The following is a 19,510-nucleotide window of genomic DNA, read 5'->3' as shown; positions in this document are numbered from 1 at the left end:
ACGGGCCCCCCCCCCCCCCCCCCCCCCCCCCCCCCCCCCTCCCCCCCCCCCCCCCCCCCCCCCCCCCCCCCCGCCGTCGTGGAGGATGTCGCATTCGATGCCGGTCAGCAGCCGGAACGGTGACAGGCCGCGGTTGACCTCCGCCACCGCGGCGAGCTGTTCGCGCAGGCGCGTTGCGGACAGGCCGTGGGCGATCGTCAGCCGGGGGGAGTAGTCCATCAGCACCGCCCACGCGAGGCCGAGGGCGGCGGCTGCCGATGCCATCTCCTCGATGGTGGCGCCGCCGCCCGACCAGTCGGAGTGCAGGTGGCAGTCGCCGGTCATGGCGGCCCGGAGCGTCTCGGCCGCGCGGGCCGGCGGCCCGGCCTCGGCCTCCAGACGGGCCAGGTACGCGGGCGCGCGCCCGGCCGAGGCCTCGGCGATCACCTGGGCGGTCACCGGGCCGACCCCGGCGAGCCGCAACGCCTGTGCGGTGTCCACCGGGCCGCCGGGCAGGGCGCGGGCGGCGTCCGCGGCGCGGTGGAAGGCCCGCACGCGGTACGGGGACGTCTGCCGGGCCTCCAGCAGCAGGGCGATCCGCCGCAGGGCCTCGACGGGCGGTACGGGCTGCGTGGGCACCTGGCCACCTCCCGGGTTCGTGGTCAGGCGGGGTGTCCCGCGTCGATGTCGGTCACGTCGCGGAAGGTGAGCGGGTGACTGTGGTCGGTGGTCCGGGTGGTCCGGGTGGTCCGGGTGGTCCGGGTGGTCCGGGTGGTCCGGGTGGTCCGGGTGGTGAGGGGGCCGAGGAGGAAGCCGACGTGGTCGCCCCAGTCGGCGCGGTCGCGGACGCGGCCGGCGAACCACGCGACGGCGTCGGTGAGGACGGGGACGCCGTCGGGACCGGGGGTCCAGGGGACGGCCGTGAACTTGTCGACGTGGTCGCCGGTGTGACCGCCGAACAGTTCGGCGAGGTCGTGGCGCTGGCGTGGGAGCAGATGGACCGCCAGGGTGCGGGCGCGCGAGGCGACGGTGTAGGTGTGGTTCGCCTTGGAGATCCACACGGTGAACCGGGGCGGCCGGATCGAGCACTGCCCGGCGAAGCCGACCAGACAGCCCGCCCGTTCCTCGCCGACCGCCGCGGTGACGACGTAGACCGGATAGTCGAGCAGTGCGACGAACGCGTCGAACCGGCTCATGGTGCGGCCTCTTTCCTGGGTGTCGTGTGGTCGGTGAAGGCGGTGACCTCGCCGGGGGGAGCCGCCTTGGGGGAGCCGCCTTGGGAGAGCCCCACCGGAGGAGCCGCGTCGGGGCGATGCCGGAGATGTGAACAGGAGGGCACAGAGCAGCCACCATTCCCCCCGAACGGGGAGGACATGTACCTCCGAGGTCCGGGTAGACGCCCCGGCACCACACCGCAGGGAGGAGTACGGAGTGAGCCAGCTGATCGAGGACGTCGTCGACGCCTGCATCCTGGGACCGGCCCCGCAGATGATCCGCGTCTGCGTGCGCTACGCCAGTGACGACCCCCTCGCCCTGACGCTCGGCTTTCCGGCCCGGTCGTCGTTCCGGCCGTGCGAGCAGGAGGAGATGGAGTGGACCGCCGCGCGCGACCTCTTTGCCGCGGGGCTGGAGGCGCCCTCCGGCGACGGGGACGTCCGGGTCGGTCCGTGGGAGGAGGGCTTCACCCAGATCCAGATCCACGGCCCGGAGGGCTGTGCCCTGGTCGTGCTGCGCTCGGACCAGCTTGCCCGGTTCCTCGACCGCACCTACCGCGCCGTCCCGGTGGGCGAAGAGAGCTCCTTCATCGACTGCCCGGACACCGTCGCCGCACTCCTCGGCGAGCAGAGCTGAGCCGCTTCCTCCCGCGCGGCCCCTCCTCGCCGAGCCCCTCCTCACCGGGGCGCGCGCCTGCTCCCGCGCCGGAACCGGACCGCGGAGATGCCCACGGCGAGCAGCAGCACCGCGATGCCGAGGAAAAGCAGGTAGAGCAGCCCGTCGGCGACCACGCCGACGAGCCCGAGCACGATCGCGATGATGATCAGGAAGAGTACGAGCGCCATGGCCGCCCTCCTTCATGATGTCCCCACCTCCGGCCATTCCGTCTGCCCGGCTCCGGGTGAAACACTCGCGGTGCCCGGGATGGTCGCGACGGGACGGGAGTGAAGCCCGGAAGGTCCGGTTGCGCGGGAGGATCCAGGGCAGGCGCGCGGTATGTTGCTGCTCAGACCACCCGGTGTGTACCCGGCCCAGGGTGACACGGCCCTGCTGGCGGAGAGCCTGGCCCGGGAGGGGCCGCTGCGCGGGGTGCGCTGCCTCGATCTCGGGACCGGCAGCGGTGCCCTCGCGCTGGCGGCGGCCTGCCGCGGTGCCCGGGTGACGGCGGTGGACGTGTCCTGGCTGGCCCTGGCGACCGCGGGAGCGAACGCCTGGCTCCACCGGCACCGCGTCCGGCTGCGCCACGGCGACCTGACCGGCCCGGTCCGGGGCCGGCGGTTCGACCTGGTGCTCAGCAACCCGCCGTATGTGCCCGCCGAGCGGCCCAGGAGCCCCCGGTGGGGTATCGCGCGGGCCTGGGACGCCGGGCCGGACGGCCGGCTGCTGCTCGACCGGATCTGCCGCGAGGCACCCGGCCTGCTGGCGCGCGGAGGAGTGCTGCTCGTGGTGCAGTCCTCGCTTGCCGACGTCCCGGCGACCTTGCGAGCCCTGCAGCGGGCCGGGCTGCGGGCCGAGGTGGTGGCCCGGCGGCGCCAGCGCTTCGGGCCGGTGATGACCGGACGGGCCGCCTGGTTCGAGAGCCGCGGCCTGATCGACCCGGGTGTCCGCGAGGAGGAACTGGCGGTGATCCGCGGTGCCCGCCCTGCCTGACCCACCCGCCCCGCCCGGCGTGTCCGAGGCGCCGCGGTCGGTCGGGGCGCCGCAGCCGCCCGAGCCGCCCGAGCCGCCCCGCCCCGACGGCGGCAGCCCGCGGCGGGTGCAGCCCACCGGGCACGGCCCGGTGCTGATCGAGGGCCCGGTCGAGATCGTGCTCGCGGACGGCGTCACGGTCCGCTCCGACCGTCCGGTGGTGGCCCTGTGCACCTGCGGCCGCAGCCGCCGCTACCCGTTCTGCGACACCAGCCACCGCCGCCACCGTCCCGGCGGCTCACCCGGTCCCGGCGAGCGGCCCGCCGCGCAGTGAGCTGCGCCCGGCCGCCCACGCGCCGGTCAGATGGGCGGCGAGGCGGTCCTCGGCGAGCGAGCTCGCGGCGACCCCGAAGGAGACGTCGCCGGCCAGCGCGGGCTCCGCGGCGATGAGCGGGGCGATCACCCCGTGCCGGACCAACTGCTCGTGCACGGCGTCGGCCTCCACGTGTTCCTGGTAGAACCGGATGCCCGCCGGCCCCGCGCCGAGCCGCTCGAACGCGCGCACCAGCCGGGCGGACCCGGGCGAGGAGGTGATCTCCACCGTCGCGAACTGCCCGACCAGCGCGCCGCGCAGGCCCCGGTGGAGACCGAACAGCGACATCAGGTTGACCACCGCCAGCGCCGGGGCGGCCGCCGCGTCGACGTAGTGGCCGTACGCGGGGTCCAGGCCGAAGTCCGCCATCATCTCGGCGAACAGCCGGGAGTGGGCCCGCTCGGGGTGCCCGGCCCCGTACTCGTCGTACTCGACGGCCAGGAAGGCCGCCTGCGCCGCGCCGCCCAGGCGGGGCGCGGCCCACAGCTGCGGGTCGGCCTCCTTGAGGTGGTACAGCGAGCGGTGCACCAGGTACTCGCAGGCCTGCCAGCGCTCGCCGTGGGCCAGCAGGAAGTGGGAGGGGCCGGTGCCGGTGCGCGGTTCGGTGAGCAGCTGTTCGAGCAGGTCGTCCAGCGGCGGGGGCTCGCCCGCCTCCTCCTGTACGGCGGCCAGGAAGTGACGTTCCAACTCGCGGCGCAGCCGCAACAGTTCAGGGTCCCACTCCCAGCCCGGGCCGACGCCCTCGAAGCCGCGGTAGTGCAGCTCGTAGCAGACGTAGAGGGCCAGCTGCAGGTCCTCGCCCCACGGGTCCTCCGTGCGGACGGGGACGGGGTCGAGCAGGCCGGCGGCGCCGGGCGGGCCCGAGGTGAGGATGGTCCGGACGGCCTCGGAGAGCGGGCCGCGTGGGGCGGGCAGGTGGGGCGGTCGGGAGGTCTCGATCACGGTGGTCTCCGGAGAGGAGGGCGGCGGTCAGGCCGCGGCGAGTTCGAGGGTGCAGCACTTGGCCCGCCGCCGGTCGACCGGTCTTCCCGGGTCCGTCCACGGGTTGATCGCGTGGTCCACCGAGGCGTACGTGGGCGGGCACATCGGCATCCGCCGACGGCGCGGGGTTCGCTGCGGGCGGGACATGCGGTCACACCTCCGGTTCTACGGCCCCCGGCGCGCGTCTGCCCGGCAAAGGGCCGGCTCAGTCGGACTCCGTCCGGCCGCCGGACGTCAGCGCGGCGAGCGCGTCGACCACGTCCCGCAGCAGGCCGCGCCGGGCGAAAGCGGCCCGCTGGGTGTCCGCGCCGGCGCCGCCGGCCAGCAGCCGGGCACAGAGCCGCCGGGCCAGGTCGAGGTCGCCCTCGGCCGCCAGGCCCGGCGCGGCCCGCTCCAGCAGCTCGTCGAGCAGGGCGGACATCGGCACAGGCCTGGGCGCGTCACCGCCGCCGCGTACGTCCAGGGCGGTGCCGTGCAGCCCGGCCGCGGCGGCCCGCCGGTGGGCCGCGCGCAGCAGCCGTTCCCGGACGGGCGGACACGGCCGGTCCGTCTCCGCGAGCAGGACGCGGGTCAGCCCGCGGACCAGCACCGCGATCAGCACCGGGACGCCGACATCGGCGTTCACGTCCGCGATCCGCACCTCCAACGTCGGCAGGTGCTCCGACGGGCGCGCGTACCAGTAGATCATCCGCCGGTCGACGACGGTGCCGTCGGCGACCAGTCGCTCGACGTACCGCTCGTACCCGCTCTCGTCGAGGCTCGGAGCCGGCCCGACCGTCGGCCAGCGTTCGTAGTGTGCCGCCCGCGCGCTCGCCCCGCCGCCGTCCACGCCCTCGCAGAACGGCGAGTTCGCACCGAGGGCTTGGACGACCGGCAGCCACGGGCGCAGCCGGCTGCTCACCGCGAGAGCCTCGCCCCGGGTCAGGTCGCCGACATGGACGTGGCAGCCGCAGAGCTCGCCGCCGTCCTGGTCCGTGACGCCCGGCCCCATATGGCCGGCGATCCGCCGGTAGCGCGGCTCGTCGGTGACCGGGAGCGGATGGGTGCTCGGCAGGACGGACGACCCGGAGGCGACCAGCAGGCAGCCGGCCCGGGCCGCCGCTGCCGTCAGCGCCGCCCGGACCGCCAGCAGCTGCGCGCGCAGCTCGGCGGCGGTGCGCACCGGGGGCGTGCAGCCCTCGATCTGGGTGGCGTAGAACTCCGCCTGTGCCCGGTCGCCGAGGACGCGGGACACGTCCCGCAGCACGGAGGCCGCCCGGGGCACCGTGGTCCTGGTCCGGGCGTCCACGAGGAGGTACTCCTCTTCCACACCGAAGCGCAGCGGCCGCACGTCGGCCTCCCTCCTGCGGTGCGGTGCCGGTCGGACGGGAAGGCCGGGGGACACCGCCGCCTCCCGCGGCTACCCGTCAGGGGCGCGGCCAAGCCCGTGCCGGCCGGGCGGTTTGAGGTCCGCAGACCGGAGCAGACGCCCGAGGACGCCGGCCGGACCGCGGCCGGGCCGAGAGCAGAGGAGCGACGCCATGGGCGCCGGGGACAAGGCGAAGAACGTCGCCGAGAAGGCGAAGGGCAAGGCGAAGGAGGCGGTCGGCAAGGCCACCGACGACCCCGGTCTGAAGGCCGAGGGCCGGGCGACCCAGGCCAAGAGCGACATCAAGCAGGCCGCCGAGAAGGTCAAGGACGCCGCCAAGGACTGACCTACGACGAGGAGGAGCACTCATGAGCATGGTGCGGCAATCGATCGACGTGGATGTGCCACTGCACACCGCGTACAACCAGTGGACGCAGTTCGAGGAGTTCCCGAACTTCATGGACGGGGTGGAGGAGGTCCGGCAGATCGACGACCGGCACAACCACTGGAAGACCAGCATCGCGGGCGTGCACCGTGAGTTCGACACGGAGATCGTCGACCAGCTGCCCGACGAGCGGGTCTCCTGGCGGACCGTCGGCGGGGACGTGCAGCAGATGGGCATGGTGACCTTCCGGAAGATCGACGAGAACCACACCCGGGTGAACCTGGCGATGGAGTTCGAGCCGGAGGGCCTGGCCGAGTCGGCGGCCGACACGCTCGGCATGGTCGACTGGCGGGTGAAGGGCGATCTCGACCGCTTCAAGGGCTTCATCGAGGGGCGCGGCGGCGAGAGCGGCGGATGGCGGGGCCGCCTCACCCCGGGCTGAGCCCGCCCGGAACCGCAGTCGGCCCCGAAACGACGGGCCGTCCAGGAGTAGTACCACCGGCCGGCGATCGGCGCGGCGCCCTGGACGGCCCGTCGCGCCGTTCGGCGGCCTCCGTCCCGAACGGTGACCCGGAGCCGCCGGACCGTCCCCGCACCCGAGCCGCAGGTTTCGGCGGCTGCGGTGGGGTAGGAGCGAGGTCCGGAGCGACGCGAGGAGAGCCGAGGTGACGTCATGCGGTGTGTCCCCTCGCTCTCGGTCGACCTCGACGGAGCCCCCGGGTCGGAAGGCAGGGCCAGGCGTGCCGCGTCCCGCTTCCTCGGTGAGCTGGCAGGAGTCGGCAGGGGCCGGCTGAGCCCGCAGACGCGTCAGGACGCGGTGCTGGTGGTCGGTGAGTTGGTGGGCAATGCGTGCCGTCACGCACCCGGCCCGTGCACGCTGAGCATGGCGGTCGCCGACGCGGGCGTCGAGATAGCGGTCGCGGACACCAGCCCGGAGCTGCTCCGACCAGCCGCGCGGCCCGGGCCGGGTGGATACGGCCTGCTCGTGGTGGCCACGATCGGCCATCGGGTGCACGCGGTCCGCACGGCCACCGGCAAGATCGTCGAGACGACCGTCCGCGACCGCTGAGGGGCGACGCGGCCTATCGTTGGACTAGGAGATGGGAGGAGCGGAGGCCATGGAAGCCGACGGTGCCCCGGCAGGGCTCACGGTGACGGTGAGCGCCTCCGGGCGCAGCGTGGTCGTCCGCCCCGAGGGCGAACTGGACCACGATACGGCGCAGCCGCTGCGGGAAGCCCTGGAGACCGTCCTGCACGGCCCGCCCGGCCAGGTCGTGATCGACTGCGACGGCCTGTCCTTCTGCGACTCCACCGGCCTGAACCTGCTGTTGCGCACCCGCCTCGCCGCCGAGGGCGACGGCCGGGTGCTGGTGCTCGCCGCTCCCGGCCCGATGGTGGCCCGCATGCTGGAGATCACCGGGGCAGCGGACATCTTCCACGTCGCCCCCTCGATGGCGGAGGCGCTCGCCGGTCAGGACGGCTGATGGCACCCGCCGCCGACCAGCGCCGCCTGGCCCTCGTCTCCGGCAGGGGAGCGGTCACCCGGTCCCGCGAGTTCACCCGCGCGGCCCTGCTTGACTGGGGTTGGCTCCCGGCTTCGGGGGACGAGCGCCGGGCGGTGGCCGAGGACGTCCTGCTGGTCGTCAGCGAGCTGGTCACCAACGCCGCCCGGCATGCCGGCGGTCGGATCGAGCTGCGGCTGTGCCACTCGCCGTCGGGGCTGCGCGTGGAGGTGTCCGACGAGAGCCCCGAGCCGCCGGTGCTCCGGAGCAACGACGATCCGACGCTCCCCGGCAGACACGGGCTGCGGGTGGTGGCGCTGCTGTCCTGGGCCTGGGGCAGCCTGCCGGACGCGCGCGGCAAGACCGTGTGGTCGGAGATCGCGGCCCCGCCGGCCCGGCTGGGGCCGGCGACCGGGCACCACCCGCACTGACGGGGGGCGTGAACGCCGACGCCGCCCCGCCCCACGCCACCGCCCCAGCCCACACCGCCGCCCGCCTCCCGACCGCCGCCCCTCGCCGCCATCGGATGCCCTTCCACACGCGGCACCGCCCGGGCCCCCGGCCTAAGCTGGACCCACGCCTCGACACGGTGCCTCGCACCGTCCCCGGCAGGCCACAGACACGAACCGGGACCTTGGCAGGAGAGACCAGGGGGCGCGGATGTCGGAATCGCAGAGCGAGAGCGCCCGGCTGCGGGCCACCATCGACCGGCTGCGCAGCGAGGTGGAGGGCCAGCGCCGCGCGATGCGGACGCGCGCCGTGATCGAACAGGCCAAGGGCATCCTGATCGAACGGATCGGGTGCACCCCGGACGAGGCGTTCAGTCACCTTGTCCAGCTCTCCCAGGACAGCAACCGCAAACTCGTCGACATCGCCGCCGACCTCCTCGGGACGGCCGCGCCCCCGGACGCCGACGAGCACGTCCCCGTCGTGGAGCGGCGGCCGGCCGCAGCGCGGCGGCCCGCCCCCGTGGTGCGAGGTCCGGACCCCCCGCCGCAGGCGGGCGCTCCCACGGTCAGCGGCTTCGCCGCCCGCTACCACGTCGCCGCCTCGGCCCTCGCCTCGGCCGAGTCGCCCGACGAGCTGGCCGCCCTGCTCACCGAGGCCGCCCTCGCGCCGCTGGGCGTCGGCGCGATCGCCCTCACCGTCCTGGAGCCCGACGGCGCGCTGAGGCTGGTGGCCAGCCACGGCGTGCCCGCCCACCAGCTCAGCCAGTGGCAGCGCATCCCTCCGCACATGTCCCTGCCGCTGACCGATGCCGCCCGCACCGGAGCAACCGTCTGGGTGCGAGGCCGCGCCGAGTTCGCCACGCGCTACCCCGACCTGAAGGGCGAGGACCTCGTCCCCGGAGACACCGTCTGCGCGCTGCCGCTGCGTACCGGCGAACAGCTGATCGGCGCGATGAAACTCGGCTGGCCCGGCGACTTCCACGCCGACGGGCCCACCGCGCACCACCTCTCCGCCCTGGCCCGGCTGGTCGCCGCCCAGCTGCTGCGCGTGCTCACCGGCGCAGAGGAGGAGGGAGCTCCGGTGCCGACCGGCGAGCCGTGGTTCCGGGCGGTGCTGGACGCGCTCCTCGACCCGGTCCTGATCCTGCACGCCGTCCGCGAACCCGAGGGGAAGGTCACCGACCTGCGGGTCGGGCACGCCAACGCCGCCACCGTCGACCTGGCCGGCCGCACCGGCCAGGACATCGTCGGCCGGCTGCTCAGCGAGCTCTACCCCGGCATGGTCTCCTCCGGCACCTTCCAGCACCTGCTGGACGTCGCGGCCACCGGAGTGCCCTACCAGGGCGAGGCCGAGCAGTACGTCGAGGTCGTCGGCGGCGCGGTCCACGGCTCGACCATGACCCTGCACGCCACCCCGTTCCTCGACGGCGTCCTGGTCAGCTGGCGCACCCACGACGAGCAGGAACGCCGGGACCACCAGCTCGCCCAGGCCCAACGGCTGGCCGGCCTCGGCACCTGGCAGTGGGAGGCCTCCGCCGCGAGACTCGACTGCTCACCGGAGGTCTTCCGGCTGCTCGGCCTGCCGGAACGGGCCGAGTCCGGCACCCTCGGCGCGGCCGAGGCGGAGGCCGCCATCGCGCCGGCCGACCGCGCCGCCGTCCGGCTCCTGGCCGAGCGACTGCTCGCGGGGCAAACCTCCGCCACGCTCGAATTCCGGGTCGTCCGCGCCGACGGCGTCTCCCGGGCCGTCCGGGCGATCGCCGAGACCGTCCCCGGGCACCTGGACGGCGAGGCTCTCGCCGTCCACGGCGTCATCCAGGACATCACCGCCTGGCGGCACACCGAGAAGGCGCTCGCCGACACCCGGGCCAGGCTCGCCGAACAGGTCCGTCAGACGGCCGTCGAGCACCGCGCCGTCCGCGCCCTCCAGCGCGCGCTCATGGACGTGCCGGGCGGCCCGCCCGCGCCCAACCTCGACATGGCGGCCCGCTACCTGCCGGCCGAGAGCGACTCCCAGGTCGGCGGCGACTGGTACGACGCCCTGACCCTCCCGGACGGCACCGTCCTCATCGTGGTCGGCGACGTCTCCGGCCACGGCCTGCGCGCCGCCGCCGGCATGGCGCAGCTGCGCGACGCGCTGCGCGGCCTGGCGTTCACCGGAGCCGAACCGGACCGGCTGCTCCACCGCCTCAACCAGATGCTCTGCCACCTCGGCGGCGACTTCATCGCCACCGCCGTCTGCGGCCGGCTCGACACCGAACGGCGCCTCCTCACCTGGGCCAGGGCCGGGCACCTGCCGCCCCTGATGGTCCACGACGGTGTCGCCCGCTACCTGGACCCGCCCCCGGGGCCTCTGCTCGGCGCCCACCCGGGCGCCGTCTACCGCAGCACCGTCCTGACACTCGCACCGGACGACCTGGTCCTGCTCTTCACCGACGGACTGGTCGAGCGGCGAGGCGAGGGCCTCGACCGCGGCCTGGACCGGCTGCTCAGGGCGGTGGAGGAGTACAAGGCGCCGGGGATCCCCGGCTGCCTCGACCACGTGCTGCGCCGGCTCAGGGCACCCAACCCGCACGACGACACCTGCGTCATCGGCATCCGGCTGTCCTGACAGCGTGGGCGCCCGGACCGCGCGGGGAGCTCACCGGCTCGGCCGGGGCATGGCGACGGGCCTCCGCCCGCTCTTTTCCACCAGACCCCCTGCCACAGGCGGATCCGGAGAAGGTTGGTCCGCATGCCGGCCGGGCATAGAACAAGAACGGAGTGTCCAGCTTGCCGTCCCTCCGCACCGGCGGTTTCGCCTCCGCCGGATTCACGGCACGGTCACCGTGCCGGGACGCCGCCGCCTGAAGAAGCCGGGTGTCACGGTCTCCCATCCTCCGATCCCTGCGCGCCCCCGTCGCCGGCCGTCCGCGGCCGCCCCACGGGTGGAGGCAGCGCCCCGTCCGGGGTGCGGCGGTGCGGGGACAAGCCAGGGAGATGACCCCCGTGCCAGCCCTCACCACTGCGGCGCGGCCCGCGTGCGCGCCGGAAGCGCAGGACTTCGACCGACCGACCCGCGAGCAGATGCGGGGCATGGGCAAGACCGAGGCCCGGGCGCAGAGCGACGCGCTGTTCGGGCGCCTCGCCGGCCTGGACCGCGAATCGGCCGCTTACAGTTACGTGCGCGGCACGATCATCGAGCTCAACATGCCGTTGGTGCGGTTCGTCGCCGCCGGCTTCCGCAACCGCTCCGCCGAAGTGGAGGACCTCCTGCAGGTCGGCACGGTCGGCCTGATCAAAGCGGTGGACGGCTACGACCACCGGCGGGGCGTGGAATTCGTGACGTACGCGATCCCGACCATCGTCGGCGAGATCAAACGGTTCTTCCGCGACACCTCCTGGCCGGTGCGGGTCCCGCGCAGCCTCCAGGAGCTCTACCTGCGGGTCGCCCGCGGCTCCGACACCCTGGAGCAGGAGCTCGGGCGGCTGCCCGCCGCGGAGGAACTCGCCGAGCAGCTGGACCTGGACGTTGCCGAGGTCACCGCCGCGCTCGGCGTGGGCCGTGCCTACCGCTGCGACTCGTTGGACGCGCTGCGCGAGGACCGCGAGGACGAGACCGGCAGCGCGCTGATCGACCGGCTGGGCGAGCGCGACCGGAACCTCGCCCTGGTCGAGTTCCGGGAGTCCGTGCGGCCGCTGCTCGGCGACCTCTCGCCGCGCGAGCGCACGATCCTGATGCTGCGGTTCTGGGGCGACTGCACCCAGTCCGAGATCGCCGAGCAGATCGGCTGCTCCCAGATGCACGTCTCCCGGCTTCTGGCAGCCACCCTCGGCAGCCTGCGGGAGCGGCTGGCCGATCCGGCGGCGGACGCCCCCTGACGGGGACCGCCCGGCGGTCGGCTGTTCATGGACGGTCGGACGAGGGGCCGTTTGCCCCAGGAGGAGCAGGGCAGATGCGCACCACGGGCGCACCGGGGGAGGAGCGCTGTGCGGACGGCTCCGTCACACCCGTCCGACCCCGCCAGGGCGGAGCGGCATCAGGAGGCCGCCATGGAACACATCGAGCGATACGCCGTCACCATCCCCGGCGCCCCGGGCACCCACGCCTCCCCACGCGTCGTCGTGGTGCGGCTCACGCACACGACCGGGCCCGACGGGCGGCCGGTGTACACCGACGAGACGGGTACCTTCCCGGTCTACGTGAGCCGCGGGGTGGCCGAGCCGCTCGCCGACCTGCCCGGGCCCAACCCGATGCGATGCCTGCACGCCGAACCCCTGCCGTGATCCGCCGCGTCCGGCGCGTGGTCGCCGTGACATGGCGGCGGGGCCGCGAGGTCGAGCTGCTGCACCGGGCGATGGCGTTCGCGGCGCTGTGCTTCGTGACCCTCGTGCCGCTGCTCGTGGTGATCGCCGCCGCGTCACCGACCCGCGGCAGCGGAATCGCGGACTGGATCGCCGACGGCCTCGGCCTGTCCGGCCGTTCGTCGGCGGCGGTGGGGCAGCTGTTCGCCTCGCGCCGGGAGGTCCTCAGCACCACCACGGGCCTCAGCCTCGCCGCGCTCGCCGTGTTCGGGGTCACGCTGATGACCGCGCTCCAGAACGCGTACGAGCGGATCTGGCAGCTGGCACCCGGCGCCTGGCGCAGCGTGTGGCGGCAGGTGGCGGCTCTCGTGGGACTGATCGGCTACATCCTGGTCGCGGCCTGGAGCCGGGTCCCGTGGGAGCGCACCTCCGGGCAGCCGGCCCTGCGGGTGGTCGCCACGGTGGGTGGTGGGGTCCTGCTCTTCTGGTGGCTGCAACGCCTGCTGCTCGGTGGGCGGGTCTCCTGGCGCAGGCTGCTGCCGGGCGCGGTCGCGACCGTCTTCGCGCTGGCCGGGCTGCGGGCGTTCTCCCGGCTGGTGTTCGCGCCGCTGATCGTGGCCAACGTGGTCTCGTACGGGCCGGTCGGCACGGTACTGGTCGTTCAGTCCTGGCTGATCGGGGTGGGCTTCTCGGTCTACGGGGGCGCCACCGTGGGCCGGGCCCTGCTGTCCCTGCGGATGGTCCCGCGCCGCCGGGGCCTGCGGTGAACTCCCGGACCGGGACCAGCGCCGGCCCGGCACGGCGCCGGCCACCGACCGGACCGCGGGACCGCCCTGCCACCGGTCCGCCCGGTCGCCGGATACGAGCGACGCGCGAGATCCTGGGTCGAGACCGAGCACCGCGAACGGAGCAGGACCCGGCGGCCTGGGGCCACCGGGCGGAGGAGCCGGCATGACCAACCAGCCTCCCACCCCGCCGCGCTGCCTGGTGACCGGCGCCACCGGCTACATCGGCGGCCGCCTGGTCCCCGAGCTGCTCGCGGCCGGACACCCGGTGCGCTGCCTGGTCCGCGACCCCGGCCGGCTGCGCGACCAACCGTGGCGGGCGCAGGTCGAGACCGTCACCGGAGACGTCACCCGGCCCGACACGCTCCCCGCGGCCCTCGACGGGGTGGACGTCGCCTACTACCTCGTCCACTCGCTGGGCACCGGGCCCGGGTTCGAGCGGACCGACCGTGCGGCCGCCCGCGCGTTCGGCCGGGCCGCCGCCGCGGCCGGTGTGGCCCGCATCGTCTACCTGGGCGGACTGGTCCCCGGCGGTGTGCCCGAGCAGCAGCTCTCGCCGCACCTGCGCTCGCGCGCCGAGGTCGGCCGCACGCTGCGGCGCAGCGGCGTGCCCACCGCCGAACTGCGCGCCGCGGTGATCATCGGATCCGGCAGCGCGTCGTTCGAGATGCTGCGCTACCTCACCGAGCGGCTGCCGGTGATGGTCACCCCGAGCTGGGTGGGGACCCGGATCCAGCCGATCGCCGTACGGGACGTGCTCCGCTACCTGGTCGGCGCGGCCGGGCTGCCGTCCGAGGTCAACCGGACCTTCGACCTCGGCGGGCCCGACGTCCTGACCTACCGGGGCATGATGCGGCGCTACGCCCGGGTCGCCGGGCTGCGCCGGCGCGTCATCGTCCCGGTGCCGGTGCTCACCCCGGGGCTGTCCAGCCACTGGGTGGGCCTGGTCACCCCGGTGCCGAACGCCATCGCCCGGCCGCTGGTCGAGTCGCTGCGGCACGAGGTGGTGTGCGGCGAGCACGACATCGCCCGCTGGGTGCCCGATCCGGCCGGCGGCCTGATCGGCTTCGACCGGGCGGTGGAGCTCGCCCTGCGCCGGATCCGGGACGCCGAGGTGGTCACCCGCTGGTCCTCGGCCTCCCTTCCCGGCGCGCCCAGCGACCCGCTGCCCACCGACCCCGACTGGGCGGGCGGCAGCCTCTACCTGGACGTTCGGGACCGCGCCGTCCAGGCCTCCCCGCGCGCCGTCTGGCAGGTCGTCGAGGGCATCGGGGGCGACAACGGCTGGTACTCCTTCCCGCTCGGGTGGGCGCTGCGCGGCCGGCTGGACCGCCTGGTCGGCGGTGTCGGCCTGCGTCGCGGGCGGCGGGACCCGGTGCGGCTGAGGGTCGGCGACTCGTTGGACTTCTGGCGGGTCGAGGAGATCGAACCGGGGCGGCTGCTGCGACTGCGCGCCGAGATGCGGCTGCCGGGTCTGGCCTGGCTGGAGCTGTCGGTCACCCCGGACGGCGAGGGCGGTACGCACTACCGCCAGCGGGCGCTGTTCCACCCGCACGGACTGGCCGGCCACGCCTACTGGTGGGCCGTCGCGCCCTTCCACGCGGCCGTCTTCGGGGGGATGGCCCGCAACATCACCTCGCGGGCCCGGGAGGCGGGCTGACCCCGCGTCCTTCCCGGTCAGCCGAGGAACGCCCAGGCGGCCCCACCGGCCGCCGCTCCCAGCCCTGCGCCCGCCACCGTCTGGCCGAGCGTGTGGTACCGCAGGGCCACCCGCGACCAGCACACGGCGACCACCGCCGGACAGCAGCCCCACCACCACGGCGAGTGCACCGCCGCCGCCAGCGCCACCACGGCCGAGGCCACCGCCGAGTCCACGCTGATCTTCCAGACCGTGTTGACCGCCAGCAGCACGACGGTCATCGCCCACAGCGCCAGCATCGCCACCAGGATCCCCCGCGGCGCGTGCCCGAGCAGCATCGCCAGCGCCCCGGACCCGATCGAGCCGAGGATCACCAGGAAGATCGGCCCGCGCTGCCGCCGGTCCACCACATGCCGGTCACCCCAGGTGCCGCGCCGCCGCTCCCACTCGATGTACCCGGCCGGCACCAGCCCGGCGCACAGTGCCCCCAGCAGCCCCCAGCCGACCCCGGTCCAGTCACCCGCCGCGGCGACCCCGATCGCGACCATCCCGGCCAGCAGCACGTTGCGCGGCTGCAGTACGTCGGTCACCGCCTGGGCTGTGCCCGTCTGCCCGCTCACCCCGTCACCTCGGTCACCCCGTCGCCTCTGTCACGATGATCATCGTACGAGTCGCCGGGTGCCCGCACCGAGGGCGGGGCGGGCAGGCAGCCTTGTCAGAACGTCGCGTGCCGGAGGATGTCGAGGACTTCGTCGGTGATCGCGGCCTCGTTCTGTTCGAGGTCCGGGCCGGTGAGCCGGTCGGGCTGGTCGGGCAGGCCGGTGAGGACGGGGGTGTGCAGGTGGCCGCCGGGCAGCTGCGGGGCGAGCTCCAGCCGTAGCCGGTTGGAGCGGTAGGCCACCTCGTTGGAGAGGTAGCCGCCGCCGCCACCGGCGACGGCCCGCGATCCCGGGGTCGGCCCGTCCTCGCGGTCGACCGGCTGTTCGCCCCCGGCCGGGATCTCGGTGACGGGCGTGTTCAGCAGGGCGGGGTACGGCTGCTGGACGGCCGTCATCGGGTCGGTCGGGAGGGTGGTGCGGATGAACTCCGGTCCGGGGCCGAGCCCGGGGGCGGTCACCGGGTGCTCCCGGGTGCCGCCGGAGAGCGTTCCGGTGTTGTCGGGGTACGGGTCGGCGGAGCGGGCGCGCCCCGCCCAGGCCTCCAGGGTGAACAGGCCGGGGTAGCCCTGGCTGATCGTGGTGACGAGGTCGGCGGACCGGGGCCCGGGGGCGAGGCGCGGGCCGAAGGCGCGCTCGACGATGCCGTGGTCGAAGTCGGCGTAGCGGACGGGGAGCAGGACGGCCCTGATCTCGGCCTGGGTGCCGTCGGCCAGGGTGATCCGGCGGCCGTTCAACTGCAGGGCGGCAGAGCCGGAGGGGTTGGCACGGCGCAGCTCGTCGTCGAGGCCGAAGGGGTCGAAGCCGCTGACGAATATGCGCCGCAGGCCCGGGGCGCCGGTGAAGTCGTTCTCCGCCAGCCCTCGGGAGGCGTCCTCGAACCGTTCCCGCAGGGCCGCGGCGTCGAGGGGGAAGCGGGGCTGCCACCGGGCGAGTTGGAGGGTCATGGCGAGCCGGGTCCAGTAGAGCGGGCGGTCGTCCCGGGTGGGCAGGTCGCCGCCGGGGCGCCGGCCCTGCGCGCGGTCGGCCGCCGCCCACCAGAGGGCCCGTCCCCACGCGTCCACGAGTTGTCCGGCCTCGCCCGCGTTCCGGGCACTGCACAGGGCGGCGGGGAAGCGCCGGACGAAGTCGCCGAGGCCCGCCCGTTCGGTGAGGGCCGCTGTCCGGGTGTCCCCGAGACGGGCCTGTTCCCGGTCGGCCGGGGGAGAGGTGACGGTGCGACAGGCAGGCAGGCCCGCGGCTGTCGAGGTGGCCGGAAGCAGTGGCGTGGAGAGCACGCCGATGAGGGTCGCGGCCAGGACGGCGCGTCGGGCGGGCATCATGGTGTGTGACATTACACGCGGGTCTGACGCTCCGCCAGATCGCCGACGGGCCACTGCCGGACCACCGAGGGGCTCCCTCGCCACCCGGCGGGGGAGCCCCTGTGGGGGGCCCTGTGGGGTGGGCCGGTCAGTGGGCGCCGTGGATCAGTTGGAGCGAGAAGCCGTGGTCGGTGGAGACGGCCGGGGTCCTGATCTCCGTCACCCCGGTCGCGGCGTCGTAGTACCAGCCGGAGGCCGCGGAGCCGAGCGCGGCCGCGGAGTCGAGCCGGGGCAGCGGGCCGCCCTCGGTGACGACCTGCCGGGGCTCGGGCTGGCCGTGCACGGTGAAGCGGTACGCCCGGCGGGCCGGTTTGTCGGCGTAACTGCCCACACTGGCGCCGACTTTGACGACGGTCACGGCGCGGTTCGCGTGCACGTCGACCTTCTGGGTGGCCGAGGCACCCTGGGCGAACTGCCGGGTGGTGCCGTCGTCCTCGTACAGGGTGTAGGAGGAGTCGCCCTGCGGGTAGAGGTCGTAGTCGAGTTCGGTCCGGTCCCGGTTCTGCCAGGACAGCGTGCCCTTGGGCCACATCGGGACGATCGAGCCGCCCTTGACGAACAGCGGCAGGGTGTCGAGCGGCGCGGAGTAGCCGTTGATCGTGGTCGGGCCCTGGTAGGTGCGCCCGGTCCAGTAGTCGGTCCAGGTGCCCTCGGGCAGGTAGATGCCGTCGCGCACCGAGGTGTCCGAGTACACCGGCGCGACCAGGAAGTCCGGTCCGGCCAGGAACTCGTACGTGGCGTCCGGCCCGAGGGCCGCCGGGTCGTCCGGGTACTCCAGCGCGAGCGGCCGGACGGCGCCGACGCCGGTCCTGGTGGCCTCCGCCGACAGGGTGTACATGTACGGCAGCAGCCGCTCCTTCAGCTGCAGGTACTTGCGGTTGATCGAGGTGTAGGGCTCCCCGTCCAGCCAGGGCTGCTGGTCGCGGGGCTCCTTGCCGGTCATGTCCTTGGCCCAGCCGTCCATGGTCATGACGGCCGGGAGGAAGGCCTTCCACTGCAGGTCGCGGGCGTACATCTTCGGGTCGCGCCGGAAGATGGAGCCGACGTCGCCGGTGTTGTACGCGATGCCGGACATGGTCGCGCCGGCGTAGGTGGGGATCTGCCAGCGGATGTAGTCCCAGGACAGGCTCTGGTCGCCGCTCCAGAGCACGCCGCAGCGCTGGGCGCCGGCCCAGGAGACGGGCAGCCAGACGAAGCCGCGGGCGTCGCTGTTGTCCTCGATGCCGGCCTTGGCCTGGTCGCAGGCGTTCAGCGCGAAGTCGTAACCGTTGCCGACCCAGGCGACGTCGAGCTTGCGGACCCGGACCCCGGCCTTGACCTCCTCGGCCTGGTTGGGCAGGCCGTTCTGCGTCCAGAGCCCGAGCTGGGCGTGGTCCTTCCGCAGGCCCTCGCCGGTCTTCGCGAGGTCCTCGTACCCGCAGCCGTAGCCGTCGTTGACCAGCATCCAGCCCAGCGGCATCTGGTTCTCGGCATAGCCGTCGGCGACCTTCACCGCGTCCTGGGTGTGCCGCTCGCCGCGGTTGGCGTTGTGCAGGTAGCAGTCGGAGTCGCCCGGCTCCAGGCCGTAGACGGGCGGCATGAAGGGCTTGCCGACCAGCGCGGTGTACCGGCCGATCACCGATTTCACGTCGCCGGTGAAGTAGTAGGCGTCGAGGCGCCGTTCCTGCTGGCCGGTGCGGACGGGCGAGCCGAAGTCGTAGATCCCCGGCGCGAAGGTGTTGCGGAAGACCCCGTAGCCGGCGCTGGAGACGTAGAACGGCTGCGAGTTGTTGTAGCCGCCCTCGTTCCAGTTGGAGCTGTTGGCGACGTGGATGGTCTTGTCGCGGTGCGAGAAGCCACCGTTCTGCTCGCCGCCGCCGAAGAACTGCTCGTCGGCGCCGCGCACCAGGCTCTGCCGCAGCCCGCTGGTGCTCCAGCGCAGTGGCGCGTCCTCCTGCCAGAGGGCGGTGCGGTCGTCGGCCCGGTAGAGGCCGAACCGCAGGGGGTGTTTGTAGACCCGCAGCACCAGGCCGCCGGAGCGGATGCCGTAGTACGCGCCGGCGTCGAACGTGCTGCTGTCGCGCTGGAGTTCGGGCTGCTTGCGGATGATGGTGCTGCCGGCCGGGTCGGTGAGGACGCCGTCCGGGGCGGCCCGCAGGCGCAGTTGGTCGTCGGCGAGGAAGTCGACCTTGGCCTTCAGGGTGCCCGCGGCGATGTCGTAGCTGCCCTGGGAGCCGCCGAAGGCGGTGAGGTCGCCCGCGTCGGCGGTCTGCGGCAGATAGGCCCGGCCGGTGTAGGAGTTGTCGTGCACGTCGTAGGGGACGACCAGGACGTGGTACGTGCCCGAGGCCCGGGGGATCACGGTCGCCTCGGGGTCGGCGGTGCCGGCGCTCTGGGCGACCTCCTTGCCGTTGGCGTCGTAGATGTAGAGGTCGAAGTCGTCGGTGGGGTTCTGCCACTGGATGGAGACGGGGACGCCGCCCTCGGGGTTGTCGTTCCAGTACCCGGCCGGGACGTCGACGGTCAGGTCGAAGTGGTCGCAGACCGCGCCGTCCGGGTCCTGTGCGGCCGGCGGGCAGTCGGCGGCGCCGCCGAGCGTCCCCTTGGCGTAGCGGGGGCTCTGCCAGGTCGTGCTCTGGTGGCCCGGGTCGAGGAGGGCGGAGCCGGGGGTCGCGGCCCGGGCCGGTACGGCCGGTCCGGCGAGGGCGGCGATGCTGGTGACGGCTGCGGCGAGGGCGGACCAGCGGAGGTGGTGTCGAAGTAGGCGCACGGTGCGTTCTCCTGTCGACTGAGCAGAATATGTTCACTTGATGCGTGAAACTGCTTGAAGTGCAGACGTTCAGAGCAACATTCACAGTTACTGTCGGTACATGTCAATGGCGGGGTGAGGGCGGGCCGCGGGCGGTCGGGGCACCCTGGGCGCCCCGACCGGTAACCCCCGGGCG

General features: G+C 74.3%; 21 protein-coding genes and 1 pseudogene. 13 read left to right on the top strand and 9 right to left on the bottom strand.

Annotation, left to right across the window (positions count from 1 at the left end):
- Both ACZ6NC_RS33655 and ACZ6NC_RS33650 read right to left on the bottom strand, forming a co-directional pair.
- A pseudogene (locus tag ACZ6NC_RS33655) lies at positions 1–618 on the bottom strand (hypothetical protein); the annotation flags it as partial.
- A 23-nt stretch (positions 619–641) separates the two neighbouring features.
- A complete protein-coding gene (locus tag ACZ6NC_RS33650) occupies positions 642–1,175 on the bottom strand; it encodes a flavin reductase family protein (protein ID WP_465737654.1) in 534 nt (177 codons plus the stop codon).
- Positions 1,176–1,410: 235 nt separating this feature from the next.
- Between ACZ6NC_RS33650 and ACZ6NC_RS33645 the strand changes: the two genes are divergently transcribed.
- Positions 1,411–1,830, top strand: a complete 420-nt coding sequence (locus tag ACZ6NC_RS33645; RefSeq protein WP_465737653.1) for an SsgA family sporulation/cell division regulator — start codon at positions 1,411–1,413, stop codon at positions 1,828–1,830.
- 41 nt (positions 1,831–1,871) lie between these two features.
- On the opposite strand, the gene ACZ6NC_RS33640 is transcribed toward ACZ6NC_RS33645, so the two are convergent.
- The gene (locus tag ACZ6NC_RS33640) at positions 1,872–2,039 is read right to left on the bottom strand and encodes a hypothetical protein (RefSeq protein ID WP_465737652.1); all 168 of its coding nucleotides are present in this window, start codon (positions 2,037–2,039) and stop codon (positions 1,872–1,874) included.
- Positions 2,040–2,190: 151 nt separating this feature from the next.
- Here ACZ6NC_RS33640 and ACZ6NC_RS33635 point away from each other — a divergent pair, with 151 nt between their 5' ends.
- Together ACZ6NC_RS33635 and ACZ6NC_RS33630 are read left to right on the top strand one after the other, a co-directional pair.
- A complete protein-coding gene (locus ACZ6NC_RS33635; protein WP_465737651.1) occupies positions 2,191–2,844 on the top strand; it encodes a HemK2/MTQ2 family protein methyltransferase in 654 nt (217 codons plus the stop codon).
- Positions 2,845–2,863: 19 nt separating this feature from the next.
- A complete protein-coding gene (locus ACZ6NC_RS33630) occupies positions 2,864–3,157 on the top strand; it encodes a CDGSH iron-sulfur domain-containing protein (RefSeq protein WP_465737650.1) in 294 nt (97 codons plus the stop codon).
- Here ACZ6NC_RS33630 and ACZ6NC_RS33625 read toward each other — a convergent pair.
- From ACZ6NC_RS33625 to ACZ6NC_RS33615, 3 genes are read right to left on the bottom strand one after another with little or no spacing between them, the layout of a single operon-like run.
- Positions 3,122–4,138 (bottom strand): iron-containing redox enzyme family protein, encoded by a 1,017-nt coding sequence (locus ACZ6NC_RS33625; protein ID WP_465737649.1) that lies wholly within the window; start codon positions 4,136–4,138, stop codon positions 3,122–3,124. The two genes, ACZ6NC_RS33630 and ACZ6NC_RS33625, sit on opposite strands and share 36 nt — an antisense overlap.
- A gap of 27 nt (positions 4,139–4,165) precedes the next feature.
- Entirely contained in the window at positions 4,166–4,324 is a 159-nt protein-coding gene (locus tag ACZ6NC_RS33620) for a hypothetical protein (RefSeq protein WP_465737648.1), read from the bottom strand.
- A 58-nt stretch (positions 4,325–4,382) separates the two neighbouring features.
- Positions 4,383–5,507, bottom strand: a complete 1,125-nt coding sequence (locus tag ACZ6NC_RS33615) for a carboxylate-amine ligase (RefSeq protein WP_465737647.1) — start codon at positions 5,505–5,507, stop codon at positions 4,383–4,385.
- Between the two features lie 190 nt (positions 5,508–5,697).
- Here ACZ6NC_RS33615 and ACZ6NC_RS33610 point away from each other — a divergent pair, with 190 nt between their 5' ends.
- From ACZ6NC_RS33610 to ACZ6NC_RS33565, 10 genes are all read left to right on the top strand, one after another.
- The gene (locus ACZ6NC_RS33610) at positions 5,698–5,871 is read left to right on the top strand and encodes a CsbD family protein (RefSeq protein ID WP_465737646.1); all 174 of its coding nucleotides are present in this window, start codon (positions 5,698–5,700) and stop codon (positions 5,869–5,871) included.
- Between the two features lie 22 nt (positions 5,872–5,893).
- A complete protein-coding gene (locus tag ACZ6NC_RS33605; RefSeq protein ID WP_465737645.1) occupies positions 5,894–6,352 on the top strand; it encodes an SRPBCC family protein in 459 nt (152 codons plus the stop codon).
- A gap of 231 nt (positions 6,353–6,583) precedes the next feature.
- The gene (locus ACZ6NC_RS33600; protein WP_465737644.1) at positions 6,584–6,979 is read left to right on the top strand and encodes an ATP-binding protein; all 396 of its coding nucleotides are present in this window, start codon (positions 6,584–6,586) and stop codon (positions 6,977–6,979) included.
- Positions 6,980–7,028: 49 nt separating this feature from the next.
- Positions 7,029–7,394 (top strand): STAS domain-containing protein, encoded by a 366-nt coding sequence (locus tag ACZ6NC_RS33595; RefSeq protein ID WP_465737643.1) that lies wholly within the window; start codon positions 7,029–7,031, stop codon positions 7,392–7,394.
- Positions 7,394–7,843 (top strand): ATP-binding protein, encoded by a 450-nt coding sequence (locus ACZ6NC_RS33590; protein ID WP_465737642.1) that lies wholly within the window; start codon positions 7,394–7,396, stop codon positions 7,841–7,843. Before ACZ6NC_RS33595 ends, ACZ6NC_RS33590 begins: the two co-directional genes overlap by 1 nt.
- A 229-nt stretch (positions 7,844–8,072) precedes the next feature.
- Positions 8,073–10,472, top strand: coding sequence for a SpoIIE family protein phosphatase (locus ACZ6NC_RS33585; protein WP_465737641.1), 2,400 nt, complete (start codon positions 8,073–8,075; stop codon positions 10,470–10,472).
- 368 nt (positions 10,473–10,840) lie between these two features.
- Positions 10,841–11,722, top strand: a complete 882-nt coding sequence (locus tag ACZ6NC_RS33580) for a SigB/SigF/SigG family RNA polymerase sigma factor (RefSeq protein WP_465737640.1) — start codon at positions 10,841–10,843, stop codon at positions 11,720–11,722.
- 171 nt (positions 11,723–11,893) lie between these two features.
- Entirely contained in the window at positions 11,894–12,127 is a 234-nt protein-coding gene (locus ACZ6NC_RS33575) for a DUF6296 family protein (protein WP_465737639.1), read from the top strand.
- Positions 12,100–12,912: a YhjD/YihY/BrkB family envelope integrity protein gene (locus ACZ6NC_RS33570; protein WP_465737638.1), complete on the top strand. Its 813-nt coding sequence runs from the start codon at positions 12,100–12,102 to the stop codon at positions 12,910–12,912. Before ACZ6NC_RS33575 ends, ACZ6NC_RS33570 begins: the two co-directional genes overlap by 28 nt.
- 184 nt (positions 12,913–13,096) lie before the next feature.
- Positions 13,097–14,590 carry an SDR family oxidoreductase gene (locus ACZ6NC_RS33565; protein WP_465737637.1) on the top strand — a complete coding sequence of 498 codons (1,494 nt, stop codon included), beginning with the start codon at positions 13,097–13,099 and terminating at the stop codon, positions 14,588–14,590.
- Positions 14,591–14,607: 17 nt separating this feature from the next.
- On the opposite strand, the gene ACZ6NC_RS33560 is transcribed toward ACZ6NC_RS33565, so the two are convergent.
- The 3 genes from ACZ6NC_RS33560 to ACZ6NC_RS33550 form a co-directional block, all read right to left on the bottom strand.
- Complete coding sequence (locus ACZ6NC_RS33560) at positions 14,608–15,117, bottom strand: hypothetical protein (protein WP_465737682.1); 510 nt, start codon at positions 15,115–15,117, stop codon at positions 14,608–14,610.
- Between the two features lie 167 nt (positions 15,118–15,284).
- The gene (locus tag ACZ6NC_RS33555) at positions 15,285–16,547 is read right to left on the bottom strand and encodes a pyroglutamyl peptidase (RefSeq protein WP_465737636.1); all 1,263 of its coding nucleotides are present in this window, start codon (positions 16,545–16,547) and stop codon (positions 15,285–15,287) included.
- Between the two features lie 127 nt (positions 16,548–16,674).
- A complete protein-coding gene (locus ACZ6NC_RS33550) occupies positions 16,675–18,876 on the bottom strand; it encodes a glycoside hydrolase family 31 protein (RefSeq protein WP_465737681.1) in 2,202 nt (733 codons plus the stop codon).
- Positions 18,877–19,510: the final 634 nt, after the last annotated feature.

This window comes from Kitasatospora sp. NPDC041988, from assembly GCF_055588525.1.
The sequence above is the reverse complement of the archived record's forward strand: the minus strand, read 5'-3'. Positions and strand labels throughout refer to the sequence as shown.

Bases quoted from the DNA above. Each gene is read 5' to 3' on its own strand.
- ACZ6NC_RS33650 (WP_465737654.1), bottom strand. From the start codon at position 1,175: ATGAGCCGGTTCGACGCGTTCGTCGCACTGCTCGACTATCCGGTCTAC.
- ACZ6NC_RS33640 (WP_465737652.1), bottom strand. From the start codon at position 2,039: ATGGCGCTCGTACTCTTCCTGATCATCATCGCGATCGTGCTCGGGCTC.
- ACZ6NC_RS33635 (WP_465737651.1), top strand. From the start codon at position 2,191: ATGTTGCTGCTCAGACCACCCGGTGTGTACCCGGCCCAGGGTGACACG.
- ACZ6NC_RS33620 (WP_465737648.1), bottom strand. From the start codon at position 4,324: ATGTCCCGCCCGCAGCGAACCCCGCGCCGTCGGCGGATGCCGATGTGC.
- ACZ6NC_RS33610 (WP_465737646.1), top strand. From the start codon at position 5,698: ATGGGCGCCGGGGACAAGGCGAAGAACGTCGCCGAGAAGGCGAAGGGC.
- ACZ6NC_RS33605 (WP_465737645.1), top strand. From the start codon at position 5,894: ATGAGCATGGTGCGGCAATCGATCGACGTGGATGTGCCACTGCACACC.
- ACZ6NC_RS33600 (WP_465737644.1), top strand. From the start codon at position 6,584: ATGCGGTGTGTCCCCTCGCTCTCGGTCGACCTCGACGGAGCCCCCGGG.
- ACZ6NC_RS33595 (WP_465737643.1), top strand. From the start codon at position 7,029: ATGGAAGCCGACGGTGCCCCGGCAGGGCTCACGGTGACGGTGAGCGCC.
- ACZ6NC_RS33590 (WP_465737642.1), top strand. From the start codon at position 7,394: ATGGCACCCGCCGCCGACCAGCGCCGCCTGGCCCTCGTCTCCGGCAGG.
- ACZ6NC_RS33585 (WP_465737641.1), top strand. From the start codon at position 8,073: ATGTCGGAATCGCAGAGCGAGAGCGCCCGGCTGCGGGCCACCATCGAC.
- ACZ6NC_RS33580 (WP_465737640.1), top strand. From the start codon at position 10,841: ATGACCCCCGTGCCAGCCCTCACCACTGCGGCGCGGCCCGCGTGCGCG.
- ACZ6NC_RS33575 (WP_465737639.1), top strand. From the start codon at position 11,894: ATGGAACACATCGAGCGATACGCCGTCACCATCCCCGGCGCCCCGGGC.
- ACZ6NC_RS33570 (WP_465737638.1), top strand. From the start codon at position 12,100: ATGCCTGCACGCCGAACCCCTGCCGTGATCCGCCGCGTCCGGCGCGTG.
- ACZ6NC_RS33565 (WP_465737637.1), top strand. From the start codon at position 13,097: ATGACCAACCAGCCTCCCACCCCGCCGCGCTGCCTGGTGACCGGCGCC.
- ACZ6NC_RS33560 (WP_465737682.1), bottom strand. From the start codon at position 15,117: ATGGTCGCGATCGGGGTCGCCGCGGCGGGTGACTGGACCGGGGTCGGC.
- ACZ6NC_RS33555 (WP_465737636.1), bottom strand. From the start codon at position 16,547: ATGATGCCCGCCCGACGCGCCGTCCTGGCCGCGACCCTCATCGGCGTG.